At 48.1% G+C, this 11,756-nt stretch carries 11 protein-coding genes; 9 read left to right on the forward strand and 2 right to left on the reverse strand.

The features are described from left to right. The first annotated feature begins 19 nt into the window (after positions 1–19). The 8 genes from BQ7367_RS10175 (at position 20) to sigE (ending at position 9,065) form a co-directional block, all read left to right on the forward strand. Positions 20–1,648, forward strand: coding sequence for a peptidoglycan D,D-transpeptidase FtsI family protein (locus tag BQ7367_RS10175; protein ID WP_442855402.1), 1,629 nt, complete (start codon positions 20–22; stop codon positions 1,646–1,648). A gap of 105 nt (positions 1,649–1,753) precedes the next feature. After that, on the forward strand, positions 1,754–2,710 hold the full coding sequence (mraY, locus tag BQ7367_RS10180; protein WP_072525333.1) for a phospho-N-acetylmuramoyl-pentapeptide-transferase: 957 nt from the start codon (positions 1,754–1,756) through the stop codon (positions 2,708–2,710). 4 nt (positions 2,711–2,714) lie between these two features. Beyond that, complete coding sequence (murD, locus tag BQ7367_RS10185) at positions 2,715–4,106, forward strand: UDP-N-acetylmuramoyl-L-alanine--D-glutamate ligase (protein WP_072525334.1); 1,392 nt, start codon at positions 2,715–2,717, stop codon at positions 4,104–4,106. Positions 4,107–4,119: 13 nt separating this feature from the next. Continuing rightward, positions 4,120–5,205 carry an FtsW/RodA/SpoVE family cell cycle protein gene (locus BQ7367_RS10190; RefSeq protein ID WP_072525335.1) on the forward strand — a complete coding sequence of 362 codons (1,086 nt, stop codon included), beginning with the start codon at positions 4,120–4,122 and terminating at the stop codon, positions 5,203–5,205. Between the two features lie 51 nt (positions 5,206–5,256). Further along, on the forward strand, positions 5,257–5,997 hold the full coding sequence (locus tag BQ7367_RS10195) for a cell division protein FtsQ/DivIB (RefSeq protein ID WP_072525336.1): 741 nt from the start codon (positions 5,257–5,259) through the stop codon (positions 5,995–5,997). 140 nt (positions 5,998–6,137) lie between these two features. Further along, the gene (gene ftsZ, locus BQ7367_RS10200; RefSeq protein ID WP_072525337.1) at positions 6,138–7,307 is read left to right on the forward strand and encodes a cell division protein FtsZ; all 1,170 of its coding nucleotides are present in this window, start codon (positions 6,138–6,140) and stop codon (positions 7,305–7,307) included. 178 nt (positions 7,308–7,485) lie between these two features. Continuing rightward, complete coding sequence (locus tag BQ7367_RS10205; RefSeq protein ID WP_072525338.1) at positions 7,486–8,271, forward strand: sigma-E processing peptidase SpoIIGA; 786 nt, start codon at positions 7,486–7,488, stop codon at positions 8,269–8,271. Between the two features lie 53 nt (positions 8,272–8,324). After that, positions 8,325–9,065: an RNA polymerase sporulation sigma factor SigE gene (sigE, locus tag BQ7367_RS10210; RefSeq protein ID WP_072525339.1), complete on the forward strand. Its 741-nt coding sequence runs from the start codon at positions 8,325–8,327 to the stop codon at positions 9,063–9,065. Positions 9,066–9,761: 696 nt separating this feature from the next. On the opposite strand, the gene BQ7367_RS10215 is transcribed toward sigE, so the two are convergent. Both BQ7367_RS10215 and azlC read right to left on the reverse strand, forming a co-directional pair. Beyond that, positions 9,762–10,088 carry a branched-chain amino acid transporter permease gene (locus BQ7367_RS10215; RefSeq protein ID WP_072525340.1) on the reverse strand — a complete coding sequence of 109 codons (327 nt, stop codon included), beginning with the start codon at positions 10,086–10,088 and terminating at the stop codon, positions 9,762–9,764. Beyond that, positions 10,085–10,855: an azaleucine resistance protein AzlC gene (azlC, locus tag BQ7367_RS10220; protein WP_072526173.1), complete on the reverse strand. Its 771-nt coding sequence runs from the start codon at positions 10,853–10,855 to the stop codon at positions 10,085–10,087. Before azlC ends, BQ7367_RS10215 begins: the two co-directional genes overlap by 4 nt. A 245-nt stretch (positions 10,856–11,100) precedes the next feature. Here azlC and BQ7367_RS10225 point away from each other — a divergent pair, with 245 nt between their 5' ends. Continuing rightward, positions 11,101–11,754, forward strand: a complete 654-nt coding sequence (locus BQ7367_RS10225; protein ID WP_072526174.1) for a response regulator transcription factor — start codon at positions 11,101–11,103, stop codon at positions 11,752–11,754. The last annotated feature ends 2 nt before the right edge of the window (positions 11,755–11,756 follow it).

Here is an 11,756-nt window from a genome sequence, read left to right on the forward strand (position 1 = left end):
CGGACGGCTGATCTATCTGATGGTATTTGACGCAGATTATTATCAGGAACTGGCGGAGGATCTCCACGAGAGGGAACGGGAAATCAAGGCGGCCAGAGGAGAGATTGTGGACCGGAACGGAGTCGTTCTGGCAACAAACCGGACAGTCTGTACGATCTCGGTCATCCACAGCCAGGTGGAAGAACCGGAGAGAGTGATACAGGTGCTCTGCAAAGAGCTGGAACTTGAAGAAACTGAAGTGAGAAAAAAGGTAGAAAAGGTCTCATCCATGGAGAAGATCAAGACGAATGTGGACAAGGAAACCGGTGACAGGATCCGGGAATATGATCTTGCAGGGGTTAAGGTGGATGAAGATTTCAAAAGATATTATCCCTATGATGAACTGGCCTCTCGAGTGCTGGGGTTTACCGGCGGCGACAATCAGGGGATCATTGGACTGGAAGTGAAATATGAAGAATATTTAAAAGGGATCAACGGAACCATTCTGACAGTGACGGATGCCCGGGGAGTGGAACTGGAAGGCGTGGCGGAGGACCGGATCGAACCTGTGGCGGGAGAGACACTCCGCGTCAGCCTGGATTATAACATACAGGCTTACTGCCAGCAGGCAGCGCAGAAGGTCCTGGAAGAAAAGCAGGCGGAAGGGGTGGGGATCCTGCTGATGAATCCTCAGAACGGGGAGATTTATGCTATGGTCAATGTCCCGGAATTTAATCTGAATGAGCCTTATGAATTGAACACAGGAGTGGATTCGTCCACGCTTTCCGATGAAGAACTGCAGGATCAGTTAAACCAGATGTGGAGGAACCGCTGTATCAATGACACTTATGAGCCCGGGTCCATCTTTAAGATCATTACCTCTTCCGCCTGTCTGGAGGAGGGAGTAGTGTCACTGGACGATACTTTTTACTGCCCGGGCTACAGAATTGTGGAGGACAGAAGGATCCGGTGCCATAAAGTGGGCGGTCACGGGCAGGAGACCTTTGTGGAGGGCATCCAGAATTCCTGTAACCCGGTATTCATGGATATCGGACTAAGACTGGGAGCGGAACGGTTTTATGACTATTTTGAGAAATTCGGGCTGTTCAGTCTGACCAATATCGATCTGCCTGGTGAGGCAGGGACGATCATGCACAAGAAAGAAGATATCGGGACAGTGGAACTGGCCACCATGACATTCGGCCAGTCTTTCCAGGTAACGCCGATTCAGATGGCAGTGACGGTAAGCTCTATCATAAACGGCGGAAATCGAGTGACACCCCATCTGGGAATGGCGGTTCTGGACAAAGAAGGAAACGTGATCGAAGAATTTGAATACAGGACAAAAGGAGACATAGTCTCCGAAAAGACATCTGAGACTATGAGGGCGCTGCTGGAAAGCGTTGTATCGGAGGGATCCGGATCCAATGCCTATCTGGAAGGCTATTCCATTGGAGGCAAGACCGCCACATCTCAGACCCTTCCCAGAAGCGCCAACAAATATATTTCTTCTTTCCTTGGATTTGCTCCGGCGGATGATCCTCAGGTCGTGGGCATGGTCATTATCTATGATCCCCAGGGAGTATACTATGGAGGTACCATAGCGGCACCGGTGCTCAGAGATATTTATGACAATGTGCTGCCCTATCTTGGGATTGAAAAAAGCTAGGGGATGGTTTATACTTAATAAGATGTTCAGAAAGAAGAGTCAGGAAAAGGGGTTCTCCAGTCGGGGCTCTGCCTTATGTGACGAAAGAGATGAAGAGGTGGATTTATGAGTAATAATGTAGTGATTCCGGTGTTGATAGCGTTTGCTGTAAGCCTTGTACTGGGACCGGTGGTCATTCCTTTTTTGCGGAAACTGAAAATGAGGCAGACGGAGCGTACAGATGGGGTGCAGTCCCATTTAAAGAAAGCGGGAACACCGACAATGGGCGGGATCATTATTCTCATAGCAGTCATTGTTACCTCTTTGTTTTACGTGGCGGATTATCCCAGGATTATTCCGATTCTGTTCCTGACGACTGCCTTTGGCCTGATCGGTTTTCTGGATGACTATCTGAAGGTCGTGCTGAAGCGCTCCGACGGCCTGATGCCCATGCAGAAGATGGCACTTCAGATTGTAGTTACTGCTATTTTTGCCTTTTATCTGGTAAAGGTGGCTGATATACCGCTGACCATGCTGGTACCTTTTTCCGGCGGGTATTATCTGGATCTGGGATGGGTGGCCGTGCCGGTCCTGTTCGTGGCGGTAATCGGGACAGTTAACGGGACAAATTTTACGGACGGCCTGGACGGACTTGCCTCCAGTGTGACGGTTCTGGTGGCGACCTTTTTTACAGTCGTAGCTATCGGTACAAAGAGCGGGATTGAACCGATTACATGCGCGGTGGTCGGAGCTCTTCTGGGCTTTCTTCTTTTTAATGTGTATCCGGCCAGTGTGTTTATGGGAGACACCGGATCTCTGGCACTTGGAGGTTTTGTGGCAGGTACGGCGTATATGATGCAGATGCCGCTGTTTATTATTATTGTTGGTTTTATCTATCTGGTGGAAGTGGCTTCGGTGATTATCCAGGTTGCTTATTTTAAGAAGACAGGCGGAAAACGTATTTTCAAGATGGCGCCTATCCATCATCATTTTGAGCTGTGCGGATGGTCAGAAACGAGAGTTGTGGCGGTGTTTTCAATCATAACGGCACTCCTCTGCCTGATCGCGCTGATGGGGGTATAGTACAATGGATGAAATGAAAGGGAAAAAAATTCTTGTGTTTGGTTCAGGGATCAGCGGCGAGTCAGCGGCACGTCTGCTCCTGCAGTCAGGAGCAGAGGTCATTCTTTATGACGGCAATGAAAAATTGGATCCCCGGGAGATAGAAAAGAAAATCGCAGGCACAGCTGACCATTTGGAAAGCAATATGGCAGATTGGAGCCGGCGGCTTCAGATCGTGCTCGGGGAATTTCCGGAACAGCTTCCGGACCATCTGGATCTGACCGTGATGAGCCCGGGTGTTCCTACAGATCTCCCGGTTGTGGAAGAGATGAAGAAACGACACATCCCGGTTTGGGGAGAGATCGAACTTGCCTATGTCTGCGGAAAGGGAGATGTCCTTGCCATTACAGGCACAAACGGGAAAACGACTACAACGGCTCTGTTAGGCCAGATCATGGAAAGATACAGAGACAGTGTTTTTGTCGTCGGCAATATTGGGAACCCATATACCAGCGTGTCTCTCGAAACCCGGGAGGATTCTGTGATTGTCGCGGAGATGAGCAGTTTTCAGCTGGAGACGGTACACACATTCCGGCCAAAGGTCAGCGCGATCCTGAATATCACCCCTGACCATCTGAACAGACATCACACGATGGAGGCATATATCGCTGCAAAAGAGCGGATCGCCGAGAATCAGACGCCGGAGGATGTATGTGTACTCAATTATGAAGATGATGTACTCCGGGAATTCGGACAAAAGACAAATGCCCGGGTTCTATATTTCAGCAGCAGGCGTAAACTTAAAAGAGGTGTGTATCTGGATGAGGGGCGGATCGTCTGTGACCTGGGCGAGCGAACCGAGATCTGCAGTGTCGGAGAACTCCAGATACTGGGGACACACAACTATGAAAATGCGATGGCAGCCGTGGCAATGGCACGCGCGTACGGCGTTCCCGTGGATATGATCCGGCAGACGCTTCTGGAGTTCTCAGGGGTAGAGCACAGGATCGAATTTGTGGCCGAGAAAAACGGTGTCGCTTACTACAATGACTCTAAAGGGACAAATCCCGACGCGGCGATCCGGGGAATCCAGGCGATGAACCGTCCGACTGTTCTGATCGGCGGAGGTTATGATAAGGATTCTTCCTATGAGGAATGGATCCGGTCCTTTGACGGAAAAGTGAAAAAACTGGTGCTCCTGGGCGCTACGAAAGAAAAGATCGCAGCGACTGCAAGGCGTTTGGGATTTACGGAGATCGACATGGCAGACTCTTTTGAGGAGGCCTTTGAGAAATGTGTGAAATACGCTCAGCCCGGAGATGCGGTACTTCTTTCACCTGCATGTGCCAGCTGGGGAATGTTTAAAAATTATGAAGAACGCGGAGATAAATTCAAAGAGCTGGTAGACCGACTGTAGGGAGTGGATTTGATTGGAGCGTTCTGAAAAGAAGAGACGGTATGACGAGACATTGGCAGCAGTGGTGCTGGTCCTTGTGGGGATCGGTCTGGTACTGCTCTACAGCACCAGCGCCTACAATGGAAGCGTGAAATTCCATGATCCTTTCTATTATCTGAAAAAGCAGGGATTTGCCACATTGCTGGGACTGCTGGGCATGGTGATCATCGCGCGTATTGATTACCACAGATGGGTTCCTTTCGCGATCCCGGGATATCTGGCCGCGATCGCGCTTTCGGTGGCTGTCCTTCTCTTCGGCGATGAGTATAACGGGTCCAAAAGATGGCTTTCTTTGGGCCCGCTTTCTTTTCAGCCCTCAGAGTTCGCGAAAGTAGCTGTTATCCTGTTCCTTGCCTGCCTTGTGAGCAGGTACTCCCGCAGGATGGGGAAGTTTAAGACAATGGTACTTATGATGCTTCCGGTGCTTCCTATCGTGGGACTCGTGGGAGCCAGTAACTTAAGTACCGCGATCATCATCCTGGGTATCGCGGTGGTGCTCATTTTTGTGGCCAGTCCCAAATATTCTCAGTTTATCTGGATGGGGGCGGCAGGAGTCGGATTTATGGCCATATTCCTGGCAATGGAAAGTTACCGTCTGGAACGCATTGCTATCTGGCAGCATCCGGAGAAATATGAGAAGGGATATCAGACTCTTCAGGGACTGTATGCCATCGGGAGTGGAGGGCTTTTTGGCCGGGGCCTGGGAAACAGTGTTCAGAAGCTGGGGTTTCTGCCGGAAGCTCAGAATGATATGATCTTTTCCATCATCTGTGAAGAGCTTGGGCTGATAGGGGCAGGGATCATTATCTTATTATTCCTTATCCTTATCTGGAGATTTTTTGTTATTGCCACAAAGGCAGTGGATCTTCTGGGAGCGCTGATTGCCTCAGGGGCCATGGCTCATATGATGATCCAGGTGATCCTGAACATCGCGGTGGTCACAAATACCATCCCCAATACAGGCATCACACTGCCTTTTATCAGTTACGGGGGAACCTCGGTGATGTTTCTTCTGATGGAGATGGGACTTGTGCTCAGCGTGTCAAGTCTGATAGAATAGGGATGCACAGGAAGTCGGTCATGATCTAAGAATAAGAAAATGGAGATTCCAATGAAGAAAAAACACAGAAAGAGAAAGATATGGCCGGTGGTCGTTTCGGTCATCGCATCCGTGATTGTGCTGGCAGCGGCAGTTATCCTGGTGTTCCGGACCCGGACGATAGAGGTGGAGGGAAACTCTTATTATGGAGAAAATACGATCACCTCATGGATCCAGAATGACAGGCTGTCCGTCAATACATTATATATCCTGGTCAAGTATAATCTGACAGACGCTGATCTGCCGTCAGGGGTGGAACGTATGGACATATCGCTGAAAAATCCCTGGACTGTCCATGTGCAGGTAGAAGAAAAAGATATGGCGGGATATGTGGATTACAATGGAGCATATCTCTATTTTGACAGAGAAGGAACAGCGGTGCTGAGGACAAAAAAAGTAATCGAGGGGGTTCCCTATATTGAGGGTCTTGCCTTTGATCCTGCGAAGGTTGAAATGGGGAGTGCCATGCCCGTTGAGGATGACAGTATTTTCGGAAAAATAGTTGAAGTGTCTAAAAATTTAAAAAAATACAGTCTTTCACCGGATAGAATCTCCTGTACAGACGGAGAGATCCAGATTTATTTCGGGATTGTGGAAGTTCTTCTTGGAAGCGGAAATTACGAACAAAAACTTGAGCAGGTAGAGCCGATCCTGGAAAAACTTGCAGAGCTGTATCCAGAGACGGCAGGGACTCTCCATCTGGAAAATTATGACTCGGATTCCGGATCTGTCAGGTTTGTGCCATCCGTGTAAACTGTATAAAAAATCAGAAAAATAAGAAAAAATCTATTGATTATTTGCTAAAAAGACTATATTATATACTTATTGGATTATAGCGTTCAATATTAAGGGATGTATAAGAAATTAATAAGATGACAAAGGAGGAAATACTCTTGTTAGAAATTAAAACCAACGAATCGGAAGCGGCTGCAAGAATTATTGTTGTCGGAGTTGGCGGAGGCGGAAATAACGCAGTGAACCGCATGATCGACGAACAGATCGCAGGCGTGGAATTTATCGCAGTAAATACAGACAAGCAGGCGCTGCAGCTCTGCAAGGCGCCTACATTGATGCAGATTGGCGAGAAGCTTACAAAAGGGCTTGGCGCGGGAGCGCAGCCGGAAGTAGGAGAGAAGGCTGCAGAGGAAAGCTCAGAAGAGATATCAGCTGCGCTTAAAGGTGCGGACATGGTGTTCGTGACCTGCGGCATGGGCGGCGGTACAGGTACAGGAGCAGCTCCGGTGATCGCGCGGATCGCGAAAGAGCAGGGCGCTCTTACAGTCGGTGTTGTGACAAAGCCTTTCCGTTTCGAGTCAAAGACCAGGATGCAGAATGCGCTTACCGGAATTGATAAATTAAAAGAGAATGTTGACACGATCATTGTCATCCCCAATGATAAGCTGCTGGAAGTAGTGGACAGGCGTACCACGATGCCGGAAGCTCTCAAAAAGGCGGATGAAGTGCTTCAGCAGGGTATCCAGGGCATTACCGATCTGATCAATGTTCCATCTCTGATCAACCTTGATTTTGCGGATATCCAGACCGTTATGAAGGACAAGGGTATCGCGCATATCGGTATCGGTTCCGGACGTGGAGACGACAAAGCTCTTGAGGCAGTTAAGGAAGCAGTTGCAAGTCCTCTTCTGGAGACAACGATCCAGGGAGCGTCCAATGTCATTGTCAATGTATCCGGCGATATTACCCTTATGGACGCGTCAGATGCGGCCGACTATGTACAGGAACTGGCCGGAGAAGGCGCAAGCATCATCTTCGGTGCGATGTACGATGATTCCAGGTCTGATGAGTGTACCATCACTGTCATTGCGACAGGCTTACATAATGTGGGCGGAAGCGCGTCCAAGTTAAAGGCAAGACTGGAAGGTCAGCAGAAGATCGGCTCCATTCTTCCCTCAGGAGATTCTCCGGTGAGAAGCCGCTTGGACAGCGAGAATAAGAGCGGGTCAAGAACACAGGGGGGCACAATGCCCACACTGCAGCCAAGGACACCGTCCAGCAATGTAAAAGAACAGTCCATTAAGATACCAGATTTCTTCAAAAAATAATTAATTGAATATTCTGAAAATGATGCAAAAAGGGGACAGGCACTTTTTAAAAAGTGCCTGTCCCCTTTTTGCGGAGATGTCGAAATATATTTCTTTTTATCTGTCATAATCTGACAAATTTCATTCAAAGCCAGGCTATATAATAAAATCCGGATCGTTACCGGAGGGAAGGTGGAGCATGTACTATGAATTGTACATAGATATATTTTTTCTTGAGAATTTTATGATGGACAGTCTGCTCCTGCTGGCCATTAACCGCATACTGAAGTGTGGCCGTTCCTGCGGACGGCTTTTTCTTTCCGGAGCATTGGGAAGTCTGCTTACATGTCTTGTGATTGTATTACCTGTTCCAGGATTTATGAAACTGATCTTGTTTCATTTTGTGGTGAACAGTGTCATGCTGATCGCGGGACTTGGGCCCGCCTCTATAGCGCAGTTTGTAAAGGCCTTTCTTATATTGTATGGGGGAGCGGTCTTCCTGGGAGGGATCATGCAGTTCTTCCGTCCCTGCATGCGATGGGCCAGCCTGTTTTACGGGGTGGCAGTTCTGGGCTATTTCCTGCTACTGAAATTATGGAAAATAATTACATATATATGCAGACAACAGCAGAATATCCTGACGGTGACTTTGTATACAAGAAATGGGAAAAAAACAGCGAACGCACTGTGGGATACAGGAAATGAGCTTCGAGATTTTGTTACCGGAGATCCTGTGAACATACTGGATCCTGGATTTCTGGCAGAGATAACGTCTGCCCCGGAAAAAGAAAAGGGATTCCATATGATACCTTACCGTTATATTGGGGGAAATCGTATTATGAAAGTTTTCCGGATCGATAAAATGTGCATTCATTTCAAAGAGGACTGTTGGGTAGAAAATCCACTGTTTGGAATTGGAGAGGAGTCCCTGTCCGGGGAAAAATCTTACGATATCATTCTAAATCCAGGAGTACTCTCCCAGTAGAAGGGTATTTTATAAAAATGTCTGTGAAACGAAAAAATTGAGGAGGAAATAAAATGATCGTGAAAGTAGCTGTTCCGCAGCAGTTCAGACTGCGGGTTATACCAGACATCAAAAGTCTTTTGTTTGGAAGCGGAAAGGAGATCCATTACATAGGGGGAAGTGAGATCCTGCCGCCTCCGTTGGAGGGAGCCTGTGAGAGTGAGATGATCCGGCGGCTTGGAACAGAATATGATGAGGAGGCGAAAAAGACTCTTATCGAACATAATCTTCGGCTGGTCGTATATATCGCGAAAAAATTCGATAACACGGGCGTCGGCGTGGAGGACCTGATTTCCATCGGGACCATTGGCCTTATCAAGGCAATCAACACCTTTAATCCGACAAAAAAAATCAAGCTGGCCACTTATGCGTCCCGTTGTATTGAAAATGAGATCCTTATGTATCTGCGAAGGAACAGTAAAACAAAGATGGAAGTATCCATCGATGAACCGCTGAATGTAGACTGGGATGGGAATGAGCTTCTGCTGTCGGATATTCTGGGTACAGAGGAAGATACAATCTATCGAGATCTGGAAAATGAAGCAGAACGAAAACTTCTCATCCGGGCATTGAATAAACTAAGCAGCCGGGAAAAAATGATCGTCCGGATGCGTTTTGGACTGGACAATCCGGAAGGTCAGGAAAAAACGCAGAAAGAAGTGGCGGATATTCTGGGGATTTCACAGTCATATATATCCAGATTGGAGAAAAAGATCATGCAGAGACTGAAAAGAGAAATGGTCCGTTACGAGTGAAAATCTGAGGTTGTTGACGGGAGGATGTGTCCGCCGGGGGAAGGAAGAGGATATCCATCTCGGGCACGCTCTCGCTCGGGGCTGCAACGCAGCGGCACATAAGGGGCGCAAAGGACGCGCCCCAAATGCCGGCGTTGCCGCACGGCCCTCGACGGACACCTCTTCCTTCTCCGGCTCCGTATCTTCTCCCCTCAACAATCTCGCGATTTAGAACTGATTGTGAAAACAGAACGTTATCGACTATATACTCTATTTTCAAAAAGGCAGAAGACATATGCCGGACGGAGTAAACAACATCCTGCCATTTACTCCACCATAATAACTCCTGGGATCGTTTATATCTCTCCAGTTCCCCTTCTCGCCTACTTTCAAATCGTGAGATTGACGGAGGATGAATCATGACGCCAGAGGGGATGGATAAAGTGCAGAGAAGGAAAAAGACTGCGATCGGAAGAACCTTTCTGCGGCGGCAGATGAGTGGACCGGCGACTTTGGAGGAATCCGCAGGAAAAACTTAAGGGACTAAGCTGCACCGTCAGGCAGGCCGATGGGATTGTGTGAACGAAGTGAGTTGCCCATCGGCCTGTCTTGCTTTTAGGTGGAGCTTAAGTCCCTTTATGTTTTCCCGGATTACGGAACGGAGGCGGGGACACCCATTCTGTTGCCGCAGAATACGGTTTCCCGATACCGGCACTTTTAGAAGACAAACTGGACCAGCAGCATATAGCATATGGTCCCTCCTGCGATAGACAGAAGCATCTGTCTTTTCCAGAGATGAAGGACCACAACCAGAAGGATGGAGATCAGTTCCGGGATTCCGTGACTTCCGCTGAAGATGCTGACACTCTTCAGACAGTAGATGATCAGCAGCCCGAATACGGCTGGGGGCAGTACTTTACCCAGATACCGGACATATTTGGGGACGGGTTTTCCTTCCGGAAATACGAGAAACGGAAGGAATCTTGTCAGTATTGTGGCCAGAACAACCATGCCTACGGTTATGATCTGCTGTATCAGCGTCATGAATGTTCACCGCCTTCCCCGGAAATTTTCTTTATGTTATCTGTGTTTTTTGTTTCAAGGGGTCTGCGGATTATAGTCAGCACCCCGAGGATAGCCAGCATTGACGGGATAATGAAGTTATCTGCTCCGAACGCAACGAGACAGATGACAGAAAGTCCAAGACCCAGAAGTGAACTGGTATGGTCTTTTTCTTTCAGCCACTGTTCCATAAAAATAACCACAAACATGGCAGTCATGACAAAATCAAGACCTTCGGTATCAAAATGAATCAAAGAGCCGAAGATACCGCCCAGTGTAGATCCGGAAAACCAGTAGAAATGATTTAACAGTGTGACAAAGAACATGAACCATCCCCGGTCTACCCCAGGTGGTATGGAAGCGGTATAGTTAATGGAAAAGCTTTCATCGCACATGCCAAAGATGAGATAAAAAGACCTCCATCCATATCCCCGGTATTTTTCCAGCATGGAAATGCCGTAGAACAGATGCCGGGCGTTGATCATCAGTGCCATGGTAAAAGCCTGCAGAGGGCTGAAGGCGCCCAGCAGCATGTTTACCGTCACGAATTCTACACTTCCCGCGAAGATAGTCAGGCTCATGAGCATAGGATACAGAAAGGAAAATCCGGACACATTCATATAGATGCCATAGGTCAGCCCCAGAAACCAGAAACCGGCAAAAATGGGAATAGTATGAGGAAAGGCAGCCCGAAAGGCACGCAGGATACTGCTTTGGTTTTGTGGATTTTTCAACTGTTCCTTTGTCATGGTAAGATCATCCTTTTCTGTCATAGCATACCTGACTATCATATCATTTTCTAAATTAAAATTCAATGATTCCCGTTTCTGCGCTTCCACTTGTATTCCCTGTCTGATTTGTAGTAAGCTTAGAAAGGCAGAGAGCTGAAAAGTTTGCTGTTTTGATGCCGGAAAGCAATATGATAAGAAGAAATATGGCAGGCAAAGATCTTTCGGATCCGCGGCCAGAATCAAAGGACAAGGGGGAAAGTATCTTGATCAGGATATTAGTTGTGGAGGATGAGAAGCCGATCTCCAATCTGATACGCATCAGCCTGGAAAAGGCAGGGTATCTGTGTACCTGTGCATTTGACGGAGAGGACGCGGTGGAGTATCTGGAATCCGGCGGATATGATCTGGTACTTCTTGATATTATGCTGCCAAAGATCAATGGATTTGAGCTGATGGAGTATATACGCCCCATGGAGATACCGGTCATCTTTATTACCGCAAGGAATGCGGTCTCTGACCGTGTAAAGGGTCTCCGGGCAGGGGCGGAAGATTATATCGTAAAACCTTTTGAGATTCCGGAGTTAATGGCCCGGATCGATGTGGTGCTGCGCCGGTACAGGAAGAATGACCGCATTTTCTGTGTGGGTGGGCTTACGATCGACACGTATTCCATGCAGGTATGGCGGGGAGACACAGAAATCAGACTGACAAAGAAGGAGTACGATCTGTTGCTGCTGTTTGTGCAGAATCCCGGACGGGCTCTGTATCGGGATACGATCTATGACCATGTGTGGGGAGGAGAGTACCGGTTTGGAAGCAAAACCGTAGATCTCCATGTTCAGAGGCTGCGCCGGAAAGTCGGATGGGAGGATTGTCTTATAGCTGTCAACAAAGTGGGGTACCGGCTGGAGGTGTAGCA

Origin of the sequence: Clostridium sp. Marseille-P3244 (assembly GCF_900120155.1) — a bacterium.
Taxonomy (GTDB): domain Bacteria; phylum Bacillota; class Clostridia; order Lachnospirales; family Lachnospiraceae; genus Mediterraneibacter.